Origin of the sequence: Leclercia sp. UBA1284 (genome assembly GCF_002308415.1) — a bacterium.
GTDB lineage: Bacteria > Pseudomonadota > Gammaproteobacteria > Enterobacterales > Enterobacteriaceae > Enterobacter > Enterobacter pneumoniae.
This window is the reverse complement of the sequence record NZ_DBUS01000006.1, coordinates 1,693,533-1,711,537: the sequence shown is the minus strand read 5'-3', so window position 1 is coordinate 1,711,537 and position 18,005 is coordinate 1,693,533. Positions and strand designations below refer to the sequence as shown.

18 protein-coding genes are annotated in these 18,005 nt (G+C 55.3%); 8 read left to right on the top strand and 10 right to left on the bottom strand.

All coding sequences use genetic code 11. The features are described 5' to 3' along the window. Window positions 1–33: 33 nt before the first annotated feature. From minE to minC, 3 genes are read right to left on the bottom strand one after another with little or no spacing between them, the layout of a single operon-like run. Window positions 34–303: a cell division topological specificity factor MinE gene (gene minE / locus B3511_RS11460; protein ID WP_040075196.1), complete on the bottom strand. Its 270-nt coding sequence runs from the start codon at window positions 301–303 to the stop codon at window positions 34–36. A 3-nt stretch (window positions 304–306) separates the two neighbouring features. Next, complete coding sequence (minD, locus tag B3511_RS11455) at window positions 307–1,119, bottom strand: septum site-determining protein MinD (RefSeq protein WP_040075197.1); 813 nt, start codon at window positions 1,117–1,119, stop codon at window positions 307–309. Between the two features lie 23 nt (window positions 1,120–1,142). After that, complete coding sequence (minC, locus tag B3511_RS11450; protein WP_286782410.1) at window positions 1,143–1,850, bottom strand: septum site-determining protein MinC; 708 nt, start codon at window positions 1,848–1,850, stop codon at window positions 1,143–1,145. Window positions 1,851–1,974: 124 nt separating this feature from the next. On the opposite strand from minC, the gene B3511_RS11445 reads away from it, so the two are divergent. The 3 genes from B3511_RS11445 (at window position 1,975) to B3511_RS11435 (ending at window position 3,491) form a co-directional block, all read left to right on the top strand. Then, entirely contained in the window at window positions 1,975–2,250 is a 276-nt protein-coding gene (locus B3511_RS11445; RefSeq protein WP_040075199.1) for a YcgL domain-containing protein, read from the top strand. Window positions 2,251–2,296: 46 nt separating this feature from the next. Next, the gene (locus tag B3511_RS11440; protein WP_286782407.1) at window positions 2,297–2,956 is read left to right on the top strand and encodes a fumarylacetoacetate hydrolase family protein; all 660 of its coding nucleotides are present in this window, start codon (window positions 2,297–2,299) and stop codon (window positions 2,954–2,956) included. A 94-nt stretch (window positions 2,957–3,050) separates the two neighbouring features. Next, a complete protein-coding gene (locus B3511_RS11435; RefSeq protein WP_040075201.1) occupies window positions 3,051–3,491 on the top strand; it encodes a YcgN family cysteine cluster protein in 441 nt (146 codons plus the stop codon). A 42-nt stretch (window positions 3,492–3,533) separates the two neighbouring features. Here B3511_RS11435 and dsbB read toward each other — a convergent pair whose 3' ends face one another. Beyond that, entirely contained in the window at window positions 3,534–4,064 is a 531-nt protein-coding gene (dsbB, locus tag B3511_RS11430) for a disulfide bond formation protein DsbB (RefSeq protein WP_040075202.1), read from the bottom strand. Between the two features lie 144 nt (window positions 4,065–4,208). Then, complete coding sequence (gene nhaB / locus B3511_RS11425; RefSeq protein WP_046885142.1) at window positions 4,209–5,747, bottom strand: sodium/proton antiporter NhaB; 1,539 nt, start codon at window positions 5,745–5,747, stop codon at window positions 4,209–4,211. 196 nt (window positions 5,748–5,943) lie between these two features. On the opposite strand from nhaB, the gene fadR reads away from it, so the two are divergent. Continuing rightward, window positions 5,944–6,663, top strand: a complete 720-nt coding sequence (gene fadR, locus B3511_RS11420) for a fatty acid metabolism transcriptional regulator FadR (RefSeq protein ID WP_040075204.1) — start codon at window positions 5,944–5,946, stop codon at window positions 6,661–6,663. A gap of 31 nt (window positions 6,664–6,694) precedes the next feature. Here the strand turns inward: fadR and B3511_RS11415 are convergent, their stop codons facing one another. Then, entirely contained in the window at window positions 6,695–8,227 is a 1,533-nt protein-coding gene (locus B3511_RS11415) for a SpoVR family protein (protein ID WP_040075205.1), read from the bottom strand. Window positions 8,228–8,550: 323 nt separating this feature from the next. On the opposite strand from B3511_RS11415, the gene B3511_RS11410 reads away from it, so the two are divergent. Both B3511_RS11410 and dadX read left to right on the top strand, forming a co-directional pair. Further along, window positions 8,551–9,849 (top strand): D-amino acid dehydrogenase, encoded by a 1,299-nt coding sequence (locus B3511_RS11410; RefSeq protein ID WP_040075206.1) that lies wholly within the window; start codon window positions 8,551–8,553, stop codon window positions 9,847–9,849. 13 nt (window positions 9,850–9,862) lie between these two features. Then, window positions 9,863–10,933, top strand: a complete 1,071-nt coding sequence (gene dadX, locus B3511_RS11405) for a catabolic alanine racemase DadX (protein ID WP_207291904.1) — start codon at window positions 9,863–9,865, stop codon at window positions 10,931–10,933. 465 nt (window positions 10,934–11,398) lie between these two features. Here dadX and B3511_RS11400 read toward each other — a convergent pair whose 3' ends face one another. Both B3511_RS11400 and ldcA read right to left on the bottom strand, forming a co-directional pair. Then, entirely contained in the window at window positions 11,399–13,132 is a 1,734-nt protein-coding gene (locus B3511_RS11400) for a potassium/proton antiporter (protein WP_286782403.1), read from the bottom strand. A 97-nt stretch (window positions 13,133–13,229) separates the two neighbouring features. After that, on the bottom strand, window positions 13,230–14,144 hold the full coding sequence (gene ldcA, locus B3511_RS11395) for a muramoyltetrapeptide carboxypeptidase (RefSeq protein WP_286782401.1): 915 nt from the start codon (window positions 14,142–14,144) through the stop codon (window positions 13,230–13,232). Between the two features lie 113 nt (window positions 14,145–14,257). Between ldcA and emtA the strand changes: the two genes are divergently transcribed. Further along, window positions 14,258–14,869 (top strand): membrane-bound lytic murein transglycosylase EmtA, encoded by a 612-nt coding sequence (gene emtA / locus B3511_RS11390; RefSeq protein WP_040075211.1) that lies wholly within the window; start codon window positions 14,258–14,260, stop codon window positions 14,867–14,869. A 36-nt stretch (window positions 14,870–14,905) separates the two neighbouring features. Here the strand turns inward: emtA and ycgR are convergent, their stop codons facing one another. Beyond that, the gene (gene ycgR / locus B3511_RS11385; protein ID WP_286782399.1) at window positions 14,906–15,637 is read right to left on the bottom strand and encodes a flagellar brake protein YcgR; all 732 of its coding nucleotides are present in this window, start codon (window positions 15,635–15,637) and stop codon (window positions 14,906–14,908) included. A 204-nt stretch (window positions 15,638–15,841) separates the two neighbouring features. Here ycgR and B3511_RS11380 point away from each other — a divergent pair, with 204 nt between their 5' ends. Continuing rightward, a complete protein-coding gene (locus tag B3511_RS11380) occupies window positions 15,842–16,096 on the top strand; it encodes a GlsB/YeaQ/YmgE family stress response membrane protein (protein ID WP_040075214.1) in 255 nt (84 codons plus the stop codon). Between the two features lie 39 nt (window positions 16,097–16,135). On the opposite strand, the gene B3511_RS11375 is transcribed toward B3511_RS11380, so the two are convergent. Continuing rightward, window positions 16,136–17,812 (bottom strand): alpha,alpha-trehalase, encoded by a 1,677-nt coding sequence (locus tag B3511_RS11375; RefSeq protein ID WP_207291901.1) that lies wholly within the window; start codon window positions 17,810–17,812, stop codon window positions 16,136–16,138. Window positions 17,813–18,005 lie beyond the last annotated feature (193 nt).

Genomic DNA, 18,005 nt, shown 5'->3' with positions numbered 1-18,005 from the left:
GCCGGGCAGCGCGCTGCCCGGCGCTATACGTCACTAGGAACGTGACTCTTCCGCTTCTGGTAGGGTGACGTTGAGCTCCAGAATCGAGATATCCCCGTCCCGTTGCTCCAGCTGTACAGAGACCATTTCCGGGTCAATCTGCACGTATTTACAAATCACTTCCAGAATGTCTTTACGCAGCTGAGGCAGGTAGTGCGGCTCAGCGTCGCTGCGGCGTCGTTCCGCCACAATAATTTGCAGTCGCTCTTTCGCGATGTTGGCGGTGCTTTTTTTCCGCGAGAGAAAAAAGTCCAGTAATGCCATAACTTATCCTCCGAACAGGCGTTTGAGGAAACCTTTCTTCTCTTCTTCAATGAAGCGGAAAGGACGTTCTTCACCAAGCAGACGGTCCACGGTATCAGCATAAGCTTTACCCGCGTCGGCGGTGGCGTCGAGAATAACAGGTTCACCCTGGTTTGACGCGCGCAGCACGGACTGATCTTCCGGGATAACGCCCACCAGTTTAATGCGCAGAATTTCGAGCACGTCTTCCATGCTCAGCATGTCACCTTTGTTGACCCGGCCCGGGTTGTAGCGGGTGAGCAGCAGGTGTTCTTTAATTGGATCCTGTCCATTTTCCGCACGACGGGATTTGGACGCCAGGATACCCAGGATACGGTCGGAGTCACGAACAGACGAGACTTCAGGGTTGGTGGTAATGATGGCTTCATCAGCAAAGTAGAGCGCCATCAATGCACCGGTTTCAATCCCTGCTGGCGAGTCGCAAACAATGAAGTCAAACTCCATCTTTTTCAGCTCATCCAGCACTTTCTCCACGCCTTCACGCGTCAGCGCGTCTTTGTCGCGCGTCTGAGACGCGGGGAGGATATAAAGGTTTTCCGTGCGCTTATCTTTGATCAGCGCCTGGTTTAGGGTGGCATCGCCCTGAATAACGTTAACGAAGTCGTACACTACGCGACGCTCGCAGCCCATGATCAGGTCGAGGTTACGCAGGCCGATATCAAAATCGATAACGACGGTTTTCTTTCCCTTCTGGGCCAAACCAGTAGCGATGGCCGCGCTGGAGGTGGTCTTGCCAACGCCTCCTTTACCCGAAGTAACAACAATAATGCGTGCCATAGAAATTCCTTGTTAAAAAGGGATCAATTCAACGGTTGAACAGTCAAAGCGTTATCTGCCAGTTGCAGACGCGCCGCTTTGCCATAAAATTCGGCCGGGATTTTATCGCTCAGCCAGTAAACCCCTGCGATGGAAACCAGCTCCGCCGACAGGTGGGTACAAAAAATTTGCGCGTCGCGATCGCCACTGGCGCCGGCCAGCGCGCGTCCACGCATGCTGCCATAAATATGAATATTGCCATCCGCGATCAGTTCCGCGCCCGCGCTAACGTGGTTGGTCACAATTAAGTCACAGTTTGGCGCATAAATGCGCTGACCGGAACGAACCGGCAGATCAATCAATCGCGTTTTTGTGACTGTGCTATCAATTTCAACCGGCGGGGCAGGCGGAACGGCCTCGGTGGGGGCGGCGCGTGGGGCTTTTTCTTTGCCTTCATTCAACAGCGGCAGGCCAGCCCGATCGATTTCAGCTTTCAGTTCGGCATCTTTGCAGCCGCTAATGCCCACGATCCGTAGTCCGGTAGAGGTCACCGCCTGCTGCAGGCGCTGCCAGTTGATCGGTGCGTCAAGGTCGCTGACATTAATGACCACGGGAGCATGTTTTAGAAATGCGGGCGCCTGAGCGATTTTGTCTTCTAACGCCTGACGAATAACCTCGGGTTTTGCATCATGCAAATGAACCACTGATAAGGTGAAGCTACTGCCTTTAAGCTCGATGGGCGTGTTTGACATCCTGGCCTTACTCAATTTGCTTTGAACCGCGACGTATCCGACGCGATATTCCGAAGAGTATCAGGCATGTTATAGTCACTATTATATTGAGGCAAGCAACCACCCATTAATTCAGAGTAAAAGTATGTTTTGTGTGATCTATAGAAGTACCAAACGCGACCAGGCTTATCTGTATGTCGAAAAAAAAGACGATTTTTCCCGTGTGCCTGAAGAATTACTGAAGCAGTTTGGTCCACGCCAGCTGGCGATGCTTCTGCCGCTGGATGGCCGTAAAAAATTGATCAATGCCGACCTCGAAAAAGTAAAAACCGCACTGGCCGAGCAAGGCTATTATTTACAACTTCCTCCTCCTCCGGAGAATTTACTTAAACAGCATCTTGCGGAGCAGGGAAAAAAGTAGTTCAGAATTATCTGTCAGCGTCACATTAACCTTTTAGGGGACGATTATGTATCAGCATCATAACTGGCAAGGGGCATTACTCGATTATCCTGTAAGTAAAGTAGTTTGCGTAGGCAGTAATTATGCTAAGCATATTCAGGAAATGGGTAGCGCGGTTCCGGACGAACCCGTGCTGTTTATTAAACCTGAAACAGCGCTTTGCGATATTCGCCAGCCGCTGGCCCTGCCGCAGGGGCTGGGATCAGTTCATCATGAAGTTGAGCTGGCGGTACTGATTGGCGCAACGCTTCGTCAGGCTTCGGAAGAGCATGTCCAGAAAGCGATAGCGGGTTATGGTGTGGCGCTGGATCTGACGCTGCGCGACGTGCAGGGCAAAATGAAAAAAGCCGGTCAGCCGTGGGAGAAAGCCAAAGGTTTTGATAATTCCTGCCCGATCTCCGGATTTGTGCCTGTTTCTGAATTTCCTGACGATCCACAAAATACCCCTCTCAGCCTCAAGGTGAACGGCGAAGTGCGTCAGGAAGGCACCACGGCAGACATGATCCATAAAATCGTCCCGCTTATTGCCTATATGAGTCGTTTCTTCACCCTGAAACCGGGTGATGTGATCCTGACGGGCACCCCGGATGGGGTTGGGCCGTTGAACAGCGGGGATGAACTGGAAGTGGCTTTTAACGGCCAGTCGCTGAAAACCCGCGTGCTGTAAGCACAGCTTGCCGCCGCTAATGGGCGGCAAAACTTGCATCCCCGTGCCAGACTGGTTATAAGGTGCGCTTTCTTTTTGACGTGTGGACATCCTTATGAGCGAAATCCCTTTCTGGCAAAGCAAAACTCTCGACGAAATGACCGACGCGGAGTGGGAATCGTTGTGCGATGGCTGCGGGCAGTGCTGCCTGCATAAGCTGATGGATGAAGACTCTGATGAGATCTATTTCACTAACGTCGCCTGCAACCAGCTCAATATTAAAACCTGTCAGTGTCGTAATTATGAGCGTCGCTTCGAGCTTGAGCCGGACTGCATAAAATTGACCCGCGATAACCTGCCAACCTTCGAATGGTTGCCGCATACCTGCGCCTATCGTCTGCTGGCGGAAGGGAAAGGTTTACCGACGTGGCACCCATTATTGACCGGTTCGAAAGCGGCGATGCACGGCGAGCGTATTTCGGTACGCCATATTGCGGTGAAAGAGTCTGAGGTGCGCGACTGGGAAGACCACATTTTGAATCATCCCAATCGTTAAGCATAAAAAACCCGCCGAGGCGGGTTTTTTTATTCGCATTCATTACCGACCAAACAGATCGCGTTTTTTCGGTTTGAAGGGTTGGGCAATCAGTACCAGCAGCGCCACGATGAAGTAAGCCGCAAAAATACCAACCAGCCACTGCGGCATCTCCAGTGACAGAAACTCCCACTGACGCACAGAGCAGTCGCCCGATGCCACGAACACCTGCGGCAGCCATTTATCCAGCGGCAGCCAGCCTGGGAAGCGAGCGGCAAAATCGCAGGTCATAAACGGCGAGGGGTGCAGCTGGATCATGGTGTGCTGCCAGGCCAGCTCAACGCCTTGCCAGGCGCTGTATAACCAGATGGCGATAGCCGCGTAGCGTAACGGCGTCTTCGGCGCGATAGCGCCGACCAGACCGGCACCCATAATGCCGAATAGCGCACAACGCTCATAGATACACATCACGCAGGGTTGCAGCAGCATCACATGCTGGAACCACAGCGCGACCATTTCCAGCGCAAAGGCGGTCAGCGCCATCAATAACCACGCTCCGCGACCGCGCGAGCACTGGTTCAAAAATCTCAACATAATCATTTCCCTGGGACATGCTTAGAAAGCGCAGTGTAAACGAATTCATTTCACACGCCACCTGCTCAGCGAAAAATAAAACGTAATCGGATATTTATCATGCGGAAAGTCAAACCGGGCATCTGACTGCCCGGTTTGACTGACTTATTGCGCGGCCAGTATACCCGCCCCGATCATCCAGTGGGTAAGAGGAATCAACATAATTTTGACGCACAACAAACCAACCAGCGTTAAGACCACAGTGTAGGGCAACGCCATCCATACCATGCGGCCATAAGAGAGCCTGATGAGTGGGGCCAGCGCAGAGGTGAGCAGGAAGAGGAAGGCGGCCTGGCCGTTTGGAGTGGCAACCGAGGGGAGGTTAGTCCCGGTGTTGATCGCCACCGCCAGCATCTCGAACTGCTGGCGATCAATGGCTCCGCTCTCCAGCGCCGCTTTGGCTTCGTTAATATAGACCGAGCCTACAAAGACGTTATCCGAAATCGACGACAGCAGGCCGTTAAAGAGATAAAACAGCGTGAGCTGCGCGTCCGGCTCGGCCTGCAGAACAAAGTGGATAATAGGCGCAAACAGTTGCTGATCAACAATGACCGCCACCACCGCAAAAAAGACCGCCAGCAGAGCGGTAAAAGGCAGCGCCTCGGTAAACGCCTTGCCGATGGCGTGTTCGTCGGTCACGCCGGTGAGCGAGGTGGCGAGAATAATCACCGACAGGCCAATCAGGCCTACCTCAGCAAGATGAAACGCCAGGGCAATGATCAGCCAGACGCCAATCACCCCCTGGACAATCAGGTTAAGCGTCTGCTGACGAGTCCGCTGGCTGCGGCTTTTCGCATCATAATCCTGCAGCACCTGGCGCACCGGGGCAGGCAGTTCAGTCCCGTAGCCAAACCATTTTCTCTTTTCCACCAGCCAGCAAGTGAAGAGCCCGCACACCAGAACTGGCACGCTAACGGGTGCAATGCGCAGGAAGAAGTCACCAAAGCCCCAGCCCACTGCTTTAGCGATAATCAGGTTCTGCGGCTCGCCGACCATGGTCATGACGCCACCCAGCGCGGTACCCACCCCGGCGTGCATCATCAGGCTGCGTAAAAAGGCGCGAAACTGCTCCAGCACATCGCGCTGTTGGGCATCGACATGGCTGTCATCCTGTAGCGTCTCTGCCGGGCGCGAGGAGGCGAACCGGTGATAAATATCGTAAAAGCCCACGGCGACGCTGATGACCACCGCCACTACCGTCAGCGCATCCAAAAACGCCGACAGGAATGCGGCTGCGCAGCAGAAAGCAAGGGAGAGCAGGGTCTTTGACGGAATGCTCAGCAGCAGGCGCGTGAAGATAAACAGCAGCAACTGCTTCATAAAGAAGATCCCTGCCACCATAAACATCAGCAGCAGCAAGACTTCCAGATTATTCGCCAGCTCTGTTTTCACGTGGTCCGCGCTGGTCATGCCGATCACGACCGCCTCGAAGGCCAGCAGCCCACCGGGCAACAGCGGATAACATTTTAGCGCCATCGCCAGGGTGAAAATAAACTCCGCCACCAGCAGCCAGCCCGCGGTGAAGGGATGAATGAAAAAGATTACCGGGTTGATAATCAAAAACGCGAGAAGAGTCAGTTTGTACCAGTCCGGCGACTGACCTAAAAAATTGCGCCAAAAAGCGCGCCCATAAGAGATTTCCACAGCAGATTTCCTTGCCCATCACATAATTACAATTTAAGTATACGCAACTGAGCTGTACAGGGGGCATGGAGGCAGACGTAAATTGACAAAAATAGAACAGCGATCCCTTTTTTCTCGCGTCGCTGCGCTATCTGCCTCTGCCTGCCTCTGGTATGATGAGTCCATTAGCAAAAAGCTGTGTAATGGAAATCTCACTATGGTCATTAAGGCGCAAAGCCCGGCGGGTTTCGCGGAAGAGTACATCATCGAAAGCATCTGGAATAACCGTTTCCCACCTGGATCGATCCTTCCCGCTGAACGAGAACTCTCTGAACTGATTGGCGTTACCCGTACTACCTTACGTGAAGTGTTGCAGCGTCTGGCCCGCGATGGCTGGCTGACGATCCAGCATGGCAAACCGACCAAAGTGAATAACTTCTGGGAGACATCGGGGCTGAACATCCTCGAAACGCTGGCGCGCCTCGATCATGAAAGTGTACCGCAGTTGATCGATAACCTGCTCTCTGTGCGCACGAACATCTCGACTATCTTCATCCGCACGGCATTCCGCCAGCATCCGGACCAGGCGCTGGAAGTGCTGGCCCGTGCAACCGAAGTTGAAGATCATGCCGATGCCTTTGCCACCCTGGATTACAACATCTTCCGCGGCCTGGCCTTTGCCTCCGGCAACCCAATTTACGGGCTGATCCTGAACGGAATGAAAGGTCTGTATACCCGCATTGGGCGTCACTACTTCGCCAATCCGGAAGCCCGCGCGTTGGCGCTCGGTTTTTACCACAAGCTCAGCGAGCTCTGTTCAGAAAGCCAGCACGATCAGGTATACGAAACCGTACGCCGCTACGGTCATGAGAGTGGTGAGATCTGGCACCGTATGCAGAAGACGCTGCCCGGCGATCTGGCCATTCACGGTCACTAAAAAAAAGCCTCTCATCGAGAGGCTTTTTTGTTTACAGCGTGTTCATTCGCGGAGGACAACGTTCCAGTAACTCCACACTGCCATCCTCGTTTTGCTGCTCCAGCGTGACGTCAAATCCCCACAGACGATGCACATGTTTCAGCACCTCTTTGCGTCCCTTATCCAGCGGCGCGCGATTATGCGGGATATAACGCAGCGTTAATGAACGGTCGCCCCGCAGGTCCACATTCCATACCTGAATATTCGGCTCAAGGTTACTCAGGTTGTACTGAGAGGAGAGGCGATTGCGAATCTCACGGTATCCCTCTTCATTATGAATCGCGGAAATCTCCAGATAGTTATTGCGGTCGTCATCCATGACCGTGAACAGGCGGAAGTCGCGCATCACTTTGGGAGACAAGAACTGGCTGATAAAGCTCTCATCCTTAAAGTCGCGCATCGCGAAGTGGAGCGTTGTCAGCCAGTCTGAACCGGCGATGTCCGGGAACCAATACTTGTCCTCTTCGGTCGGCGTCTGGCAAATACGCTTGATGTCCTGGAACATGGCAAAGCCCAGCGCGTAGGGGTTGATCCCACTGTACCAGGGGCTGTTATAGGGCGGCTGGAACACCACATTCGTGTGGCTATGCAGAAACTCCAGCATAAAGCGCTCGGTCACTTTGCCTTCGTCATACAGATGATTAAGGATGGTGTAGTGCCAGAAGGTGGCCCAGCCTTCATTCATCACCTGGGTCTGTTTCTGCGGATAGAAATACTGGCTCACCTTGCGCACAATGCGCAGGATCTCACGCTGCCAGGACTCCAGCAGCGGGGCGTTTTTCTCCATAAAATAGAGCAGATTCTCCTGCGGCTCGGAGGGATAGCGGCGAGCCTCGGGCATGGCCTTCTCCTCCTCGCGTCTTGGCAGGGTACGCCACAGCGTATTCACCTGGCTTTGCAGATACTCTTCGCGGCTTTTCTGCCGGGCTTTCTCCTCCTGCAAAGAGATTTTCTGCGGGCGTTTGTAACGATCCACACCATAATTCATTAGCGCGTGGCAAGAGTCGAGCAGCTTCTCCACCTCATCCACGCCGTAGCGCTCTTCGCACTCGGTGATGTATTTTCGGGCGAAAATCAGATAATCAACAATCGAACTGGCGTCGGTCCAGCTGCGGAACAGATAGTTGTTCTTGAAGAAAGAGTTGTGTCCGTAACAGGCGTGGGCCATCACTAACGCCTGCATGGTAATGGTGTTTTCTTCCATCAGATAGGCAATGCAGGGGTTAGAGTTAATCACAATTTCATACGCCAGCCCTTGCTGGCCATGCTTGTAGAGGCGTTCAGTTTCGATAAATTTTTTGCCGAATGACCAGTGCGGATAGTTGATGGGCATCCCGACGCTGGAGTAGGCGTCCATCATCTGTTCGGAGGTGATGACCTCAATCTGATGAGGATAGGTATCCAGACGGTACAACTTTGCCACCCGATCGATCTCCGCCAGATAGACATCCAGCAGCTCGAAGGTCCAGTCGGGTCCGTCGTTGAGACGTGTGCTGTCCTTATTCATCGAATCAATAGTAGCCATTAGCGCGCCCTCATTGTGATTAGCTCTCTCTGTCTGGAGAACCTCTTTTCAAGCATAGAACACCCCATTCAAAAGCGTGCTGACGCAGGATTTTTTTCTTTGCGATTTCCCGTTTTCAATACGGGGTGAAATGGGGTCCCGGCAGTATTTTATACTGGTTAAAAATGACGCGCAGCAGGAGATGCCAAATAACGCCCATCCCCGCGTGATGGGGAAGGTGTGAGGTAAGTCACCATAAAAAAGCCGTATGTTGAATAATATTTTCATCTGAGTTATCAATCTGTAATCAGAAGATTGTTCTTTTGCTTATTAACGGAGTGGCTATGCGTGTTGTCATACTGGGAAGTGGCGTCGTTGGCGTAACCAGCGCCTGGTATCTGAGTCAGGCGGGACATGATGTGACCGTCATCGATCGGGAGCCGGGCCCGGCCCTGGAGACCAGCGCCGCGAACGCGGGGCAGATTTCGCCAGGCTATGCGGCGCCATGGGCGGCACCCGGTGTGCCGTTGAAGGCGATTAAATGGATGTTCCAGCGCCATGCGCCGCTGGCGATAAGCCTGGATGGCACCCAGTCTCAGTTGAAGTGGATGTGGCAGATGCTGCGTAACTGCGACACGCGCCACTATATGGAGAATAAAGGCCGCATGGTGCGCCTGGCCGAATACAGCCGCGACTGCCTGAAAGCGCTGCGCGCCAGCACCAATATCCAGTATGAAGGACGGCAGGGCGGCACCCTGCAGCTGTTCCGCACGGCGCAGCAGTACGAGAACGCCACCCGTGATATTGCGGTGCTGGAGGATGCGGGCGTGCCTTATCAACTGCTGGAAGCCAGTCAACTGGCCCAGATTGAGCCTGCGCTGGCGGACGTGGCGCATAAACTGACCGGCGGCCTGCGTCTGCCTAACGATGAAACCGGCGACTGCCAGCTCTTTACCCAGAACCTGGCACTGATGGCGGAGCAGGCAGGGGTGAAATTCCGTTATAACACCGCTGTCGATCAGCTGCTGTACGAAGGGGAAAAAATCTACGGCGTGAAATGCGGGGAAGAGGTGGTCAAAGCGGATGCCTACGTTATGGCCTTTGGCTCATACTCCACCGCCATGCTGAAAGGCATTGTCGACATTCCGGTCTATCCGCTGAAGGGCTACTCGCTCACCATCCCGGTGAAAGAGGAGAGTGGCGCCCCGGTTTCGACCATCCTGGATGAGACTTATAAAATCGCCATCACCCGCTTTGATAACCGCATCCGCGTGGGTGGCATGGCTGAAATTGTCGGTTTCAACACCGAGCTGCTGCAGCCGCGGCGTGAAACGCTCGAGATGGTCGTCGGGGATCTTTTCCCACGCGGCGGTGTTATCGAGCAGGCCACTTTCTGGACCGGGTTGCGTCCGATGACGCCGGACGGTACACCGGTGGTAGGCCGCACGCCGTTTAAAAACCTGTGGCTCAATACCGGCCACGGCACGCTGGGCTGGACCATGGCGTGTGGCTCTGGTCAACTGCTGAGCGATTTGATCTCCGGGCGGACGCCGGCAATTCCGTTTGATGATTTAAGTGTGGCGCGCTATCGTCCGGGGTACTCTCCGTCACGCGCACAACACCTGCACGGCGCACATAACTAATAAAGGAGTCGTCATGTCCCGTCCCGTTCTGGCACAGATCGATTTGCAGGCCCTGAAGGATAACCTGCAGGTTGTGCGTCGCGCTGCGCCAGCTTCACGCGTCTGGTCGGTGGTCAAAGCTAATGCATATGGCCACGGTCTGGATCGCATCTGGAGCGCCTTAAGCGCTACCGATGGTTTTGCCTTGCTCAATCTTGAAGAGGCGATCCTGCTGCGTGAGCGCGGCTGGAAAGGGCCGATTTTGCTGCTCGAGGGGTTCTTCCATGCGGATGAGTTACCCCTGCTGGATAAATATCGTCTTACCACCAGCATTCACAGCAACTGGCAGGTCAAAGTTCTGCAAAATGCGAAACTGCACGCGCCGCTGGATATTTACGTGAAGGTCAACAGCGGCATGAATCGCCTGGGCTTCCCACCTGAGCGGGTGCACAGTGTCTGGCAGCAGCTGCGCGCCATGCAGAATGTGGGCGAAATGACCTTAATGTCCCACTTCGCCGAATCGGAACTGCCCGACGGAATTACCGCGCCAATGGCGCGTATCGAACAGGCGGCCGAGGGGCTTAACTGCCCGCGCTCGCTCTCTAACTCGGCGGCCACGCTCTGGCATCCTCAGGCCCATTTCGACTGGGTGCGCCCCGGCATCATTTTGTACGGCGCCTCGCCGTCGGGTCAGTGGCAGGATGTAGCCAATAGCGGAATAAAACCGGTGATGACCCTGCGCAGCGAAATTATCGGCGTACAGACCCTGAAAGCGGGTGATGCCGTAGGTTATGGCAGCCGCTACCGCGCCAGCGGGGAGCAGCGGATCGGCATCGTGGCGGGGGGATATGCCGACGGTTATCCGCGCATCGCCCCCAACGGCACCCCGGTATGGGTGGACGGGGTACGCACCGGCACGGTTGGCGCTATCTCAATGGATATGATGGCCATCGATTTAACGCCGTGTCCGCAGGCGGGTATCGGTTCACCGGTTGAGCTCTGGGGCAACGAGATAAAAATTGATGATGTCGCCGCAGCGGCAGGCACCATTGGTTACGAGTTGATGTGCGCCCTGGCGCCGCGGGTACCGGTCGTGACGGTGTAACTATTAAAAAAGGTAACGCGGATTTTCATGCCAGTCAGTTAAGCATGGCGGAATGGTTTCGTTCACCTCATGTTTAGCAAGGACTCAACACCCGTGTCCCGGTCAGACCGCAGAGTTGCCGGAGGGAGGGCCAGTCCGGCAGAAAATCGCCGAGGCGTTGACCGCAGGCCGGGGCGAGGCGCAGGGATGCGCCGAGAGGGCGTGACCTACAGGGATGTAGGATCGCGCCCGACCCGATAGCCGGAGGGAGAAAGCCGAGGGTACCGCGAAGCGGCGATTTTCATTGCCGGGAGCCGGGGTAGCCAGGGGGGAGGCGGCGAGCCCCCCTGGCACGTTCACCGCAGAGGAACCGGCATAAAGCAGAGATGCCTTAGTGAACGGAACCTCTCCACTTCAGTGACATATAAATACCGGATTGCTTAACTGATCGGCATTACAAACTTCAGGTTGCCGTAAGCAAGACCGCTACTCTTCACCATCCTCCGCAACGCGAACACCCACCTTCAGGACTGCGTTATCTTGCTTCTCAGCGACGGTCCAGATCATCCCCGCAAACTCCACCTGGTCACCCACTACCGGCGCGGCGCCCAGCAGTTGCTGAATAATCTCACCCAGCGTCTGCTGCTGTTGGCGATACTCCAGACCTTCATCAAGACCGTAGATCAAGGCCACGTCGGCAAACTTGGCACTGGCCTCCAGAATAAAATCACCGAAGAAGCGCTGATCCAGCGCCACCGGCGGCGACTGGCTAAACAGCTTGCCCAGCGCAGGCAGGTCTCGCTCGCGGCCAATCACGCAGAGAATATCGTTCTCGCGCAGGCGGGTACTACCGGTAGGGTGCAGCAGAGCGTTATCACGAAACAGCGCGGCGATGCGTGTTTCGCTGGGCATGTGCAGGTCGCGCAGTGACGCGCCCACGCACCACTTATCGGCGCTGAGCTGGTAGACAAATTGTTCCCACGGGTTCTCCGGATGAATATCCAGCCCGACGCGGGAGACCGGCCAGCCGATCGGCGGCACCACCACTTTGGCTTTTTTGGCCGCCCAGCCCAGCGAGGTCCCCTGGAAGAGTAACGACACCAGCACCACAAAGAAGGCCACATTGAAGAACAACCGGGCGTTATCCAGCCCCGCCATCATCGGGAAGACGGCCAGGATGATCGGCACCGCGCCGCGTAAACCAACCCAACTGATAAAGATGCGCTCGCGCAGGTTAAATCCGCGGAACGGCAGCAGGCCAGCAAACACCGACAGTGGACGCGCGAAGAAGATCATCCATGCCGATAAGAGCAGCGCCGGTACGGCAATTGGCAGCAGATCGGACGGGGTCACCAGCAGCCCCAGCACCAGGAACATGCCAATTTGTGCCAGCCAGGCTAGCCCGTCGAAGTTCTGCAAAATGGCGTGCCGGTTACGGATAGGCCGGTTACCCAGCAAAAAGCCGCACAGATAAACCGCCAGGATGCCGCTGCCATCCAGCGCGGTGGTAAGGGAAAAGATCAAAATCCCGCCGCTGAGCGCCAGTAAGGGGTAGAGACCGCCAGGCAGCGAAATACGGTTAATCATCTGCTGGAGCAAATACCCCCCGGCGAGACCGATAATGATCCCCAGACCAAACTGCTGGATGATGTGCCAGGCGAACATCCAGCTGAGGCCGGTTTCGTGCTGCTGAATCATCTCAATCAGCGTGATGGTAAGAAATACCGCCATGGGGTCGTTGCTGCCAGATTCAATCTCAAGCGTGGAGCCGACACGTTCGTTAAGCCCCTTGCCTCCCAAAAGAGAAAACACCGCGGCGGCGTCGGTAGAGCCGACAATGGCGCCAATCAGCAGCCCCTCCATGATATCCAGCTTAAATAACCATGCCGCCATCATTCCCGTCAGGCCTGAGGTAATAAGCACTCCGACCGTGGCCAGCGACAGGGCCGGGCCCAGCGCTACGCGAAAGGAGCTCGCCTGCGTGCGCATGCCGCCGTCAAGGAGGATCACTGCCAGCGCGAGGTTACTGATCATGTACGCCATGGGGTAGTTATCGAAAGGAATACCGCCCACGCCATCAACGCCTGCGAGCATGCCGATAGCCAGGAAAATAACCAGAATAGGTATGCCGAGACGGGAAGAAAACGAACTTAATAAAATACTACAGGTTACAAGAATTGAACCCAGGATAAAGAGACTGATTATTGCTGCGGCATCCAATGTTTGCTTACTCCCGCCTGACGCTGTGACTGTTATTAAAACCCTAACATATTAACGACACTCACAGCGTTTAAATGAGGCGGTTAAGCACCTTTTTTTATGACTTTATGACCGGATGGCCGCTAACCGTCAAAGAGGTGCCCTTTTCATCGTTTAAAAGGACTGCCTGCGCACCCAGCGGCAGCGTGACCGTCTGCTGTTCGTGGCCGAAATCGAGTCCGGCGATCACCGGTACCGCTACTCTGCTACAAAGGTAATCGATCATGGTTTGCAGATCGTAGCCGGCATCGTAATCATTGGCCGCTGCGCCGCTAAAACTGCCCAGCACAATCGCCCGCTGGCGCGCGAGGATACCCGCATGGTGTAGCTGCAACAGCATGCGTTCAACGCGGAACGGATGCTCATTGATATCTTCCAGCACCAGGATGCCGTTCTCAATGGCGGGTAGCCAGGGGGTGCCAATCAGCGATACCAGCATCGCCAGGTTGCCGCCCCAGAGTTGACCCTCGCAGGTGCAACGGGGGCCCTGACCCTGCCAGTGCAGGGTGAAGGTAGGATTTCTCAGCGCCCGCCAGAAATGGTCGATGGTAAAGGCATCCAGCGTCGGGGCGCCGAAATTGCCCGCCAGCATGGGGCCGCTAAAGGTGATGACATTGTGCAGTGCCAGCAGACCCAACTGAATCACAGTAAAATCACTGTGGCCGCAGATGAGCAGCGGATCCTGCTGCTGACGTCTCGCCAGCCCTGCCCAGTCAATCTGCTCCAGCAGGCGGCTGGCACCGTAGCCGCCGCGTACCGCCATCACAATTTGATCAGCGCCGGGCAGCGTGGCTAGCGCATTGATATCGTTCAGTCTCTGCGCTTCGGTGCCGGCAAAACGTTGCTGGCGGCGGGGTACAATTGTCTGATTTTGTACGCTATGGCCGCTCTCAATGAGACGCGCTATTCCCCGCTGCGCCGCCTCCTGGTTTATGCAGTACCCGGACGGAGCGATAAGATGAAACTGAGACATGGCATTTCCTTGCTGACTTATAAAACCAAATGTATATATCATGCCGCTTGTTATTGCCCTTCAGCAAGTGGATGAGAGGGCAGCTGCGATGACTGGCCATAAGGATAGATGACGTGAAATTGAGATGGTTTGCTTTTTTGATGGTATTGCTGGCGGGCTGTTCGTCGAAGCAGGATTACAAACAACAACCCTGGAACCCGGAAGTGCCGGTCAAACGCGCTATGCAGTGGATGCCTATCACCGAAAAAGCCGGTGCGGCATGGGGGGTGAGCCCACGGCTGATCACCGCAATTATCGCGGTGGAGTCGGGCGGTAATCCGACGCTGGTGAGTAAATCCAACGCGGTTGGGCTGATGCAGCTTAAAGCCTCCACGGCCGGGCGCGAAGTGTATCGCTATATGGGCTGGAAGGGTGAGCCCTCTACCAGCGAGCTGAAAAACCCGGAGCGCAATATCTCGATGGGCACGGCCTATCTGAGTATTCTCGAACACGGCATTCTGAAGGGAATCGAAGATCCGGAAGTGATGCAATATGCGCTGGTGGTCTCATACGTGAACGGGGCAGGCGCGTTACTGCGGACCTTCTCGTCGGATCGTAAAAAGGCAATAAGCGAGATCAACGATCTTAATAAGCAGGAGTTTTACGATCACGTGGTGCAAAACCATCCGGCTCCGCAGGCACCGCGCTATATCTGGAAAGTACAGAAAGCGATGGACGCGATGTAAAAACAGGCCGGGCAGCCCCACGCTGCCCGGTTATCCTCAGCGCACTTTGTTCGCGCGCTCGCGCGCATCGCGTTCCAGTGAGAAGATGATACGTTGCAGGTCGCGCTCAACCGCCGGGCTGACGTTCAGGAAGCGGAAGCTGAGACGCGGGGTAGAAATGGTCTCGTTTTTACCGTCCACCACTTGCCGCTCGCTCACGGAGATCAGCTGGGCATCGACGCGAAATACCCCCCAGTTCGCCATATCCAGCTCAAGCTGCGAAAAACGCATTCCTTCGACCAGCGACTCCGGTTTCGCGCCCTCCATTAATGCGCCCATCCCCCCCAGCGAGAGGTCATACAGGCGAAAGCGCAGTTCACTCTTGTCCGGCATTTTGGCTCTGCAGTAGTAAGCAGGGTGCAGTGGTGCAGGAATACGGAAAAACTCGCGACGCTGAATAAACCAGACGGAATCGGGCAGGGGGGCAACGAAAGCAGGCAGCGACTGATACTCTCCTTCTTCAAATGCCGGCAGCGTGAATTCAACCTTGGCGCCTTTGGTATCTGCCGTGACGCAGAGGCTCTCGGCGCGCAGCACCGCGCGGTTTTCATAGTCCTGGCTACCCAGGTCGATAATCACGTTATCAGGTGAGAGGTCGAGAATCTTGCTAATAAACTGGTTGTTGCCCCAGCTAATACGCACCGGGACATCATTTTTTTGCAGGTCCCGTAATACACCTAACACAGCCAGCGGATTGTTTTTCAGGAACTGCTCACTGTAATTACTCACGCCCTGGGGCTCCTCGATATTGAGAGACTATCCCTGTGTTATCGGCAGCACCAGCGCAGAACTTAATACAAACCAGAGATTTTTTTCGTTGTGCCTGGCGAATTAAGTCAGTGAGAAGAAAATGATTTTCTCACCATTGCCTATACTTACATTACCTGCGCGGACAGGTGTCTCGCGCACCATTCAAAGCAAGAGGGCATCGCTATGGGTATCATCGCCTGGATTGTATTTGGTCTGGTTGCTGGCGTTATCGCCAAGTTTATTATGCCTGGCCGTGATGGCGGCGGCTTTATTCTGACCTGTGTCCTGGGCGTCGTGGGTGCTGTGGTGGGCGGCTGGCTGGCCACCATGTTCGGTATCGGCGGCAGTGTATCCGGTTTTAATTTGCACAGTTTCCTGGTCGCCGTGGTTGGCGCCATCGTTGTGCTGGGTATCTTCAGATTAGTACGTCGCGCATAACGTCGTAAAAAAAAGGCCCTCATCTGAGGGCCTTTTTCTTTATTGCGCGGCCTGAGCCTGCGGGGCAGGCTCATCGTTTGCCGCGGGTTGGTTTGCGGGCAGGCTATCGCACGGTTTTTCCTTCGGACAGACCAGGCTCAGCATCTGTAGGGTCACGCCGTTAGTCCAGCCGAAACCATCCTGCAGCGGATATTCGCCGCCACCGCCACCCGTGCCGGTGGTAGAGACGTCATATTTCTCCACCAGTTTTTTCTCCCGGTCGTAGGTGTGCTGTACGTTGGTCAGGAAGCGCCAGGTCACATCCATCGCCACTTTTTTATGCCCGTAGTTCTGCAACCCTTCGGTTGCGACCCACTGCAGCGGCGCCCAACCGTTTGGGGCATCCCACTGCTGACCGCTGTTAACGGTAGTGGTAGTAATGCCACCGGGTTTCAGCAGACGCGACGCGGTGGCCTTCGCCACTTTATCGGCGCGATCCTGCGCAGCCGCATTCACATACAGCGGGAAGAGTGCAGCGGCGGTCAGCTGGTTACGGACCTTTTTGGTTTTCAGGTCGTAATCGGCATACCAGCCCTCTTTATCATTCCACAGGTGGCTCTCCATCGCCTTCTGACGTGCGCTCGCCAGGCCGTCATATTTGCTGGCCGCGGCGCTGTCACCCGCTTCCTGGCTGGCTTTTGCCAGCAGTTTTTCCATCTTGAACATCAGGGCGTTAAGATCCACCGGCACAATGCTGGTGGTGCGTATGGTGCCCAGCTTTTTCGGGTCGTCCATCCAGCGCGAACTGAAGTCCCAGCCGGAAGCGGCCGCAGAACGCAGATCCCGGTAGATCTCCGTCGCCGGTCGATCGGGGTTGTTTTTGGCGGTAGTCACATCATCCATCCACGACTCCGGACGCGGCGTGTCACGATCGTCCCAGTAGCGGTTGAGAATGGATCCATCCTCCAGTTTCACCACGCGTTGATTAGCCTGGCCCGGCTGGAGTGCATCGACGCCCTCCATCCAGTAGGCATGCTCTTTCTCCATCTGAGGACGGTACTGCTTCAGCGCCTCGGGATCGTGGGTCGCCAGTAACTCTACCATCAGTGAGAAGAAAGGCGGCTGGGAGCGGCTCAGGTAGTAGCTGCGGTTGCCGTTAGGAATGTGTCCCCAGGCGTCGATCTCATGCCCGAAGTTCGCCACCATATCGGCAATCTTATCCCAGTGGCCGCTTTGCGCCAGCCCCAGCATGGTGAAATAGCTATCCCAGTAATAGACCTCACGAAAACGGCCGCCCGGCACTACGTACGGCTTAGGCAGCGGAAGCAGGGAGTCCCATTTGCCGGCGGTATCGGTGGTGCGCGTCAGCACGGGCCAGAGACCATCGATATGTTCACGCAGACTCTGTCCTGCGGGGGGAACATACTTTTCGCCCGCTTTGGGCAGGGTGAAGTTCATATCCACAAAATGGCGCAGATCGAAGCCGGACTGATTTCGCTGCATACGGTAATCGGCCAGGATCATCAGCGGATCGCTTTTGGGTACCGCATCGGCAAAGGTCTTCTGGTCGGGGAAGAGCTTGGCGCTCTGTACATCATTAAACAGCGGACCAAACAGGATATCAGGGGATTGCGGCTGCCCGGCAGGGGCATCGTCGGCAAGGCTACAGGCGCTAAAACCAAGCAATATGCCACCCATTGCCAGCCGCAGCGCAGGGCGCAGTTGAGGTGTTATCATGGTGATTCTCCTTAAGTTGCTGAGCAGCGTGTCCGCTGTCATCAATCACCTGAAAACCTTAGACGAATCTGAGACATTTCGCGTGCCGGATACGGCATTTTGCGCAGTTACAGACAATTTACCGCTGCGCAGTGGCCAGAGTAAAAGTGCGCTTTTTTGCCTTTTCACCGGATTAATTCCCGAGCCTGCACTA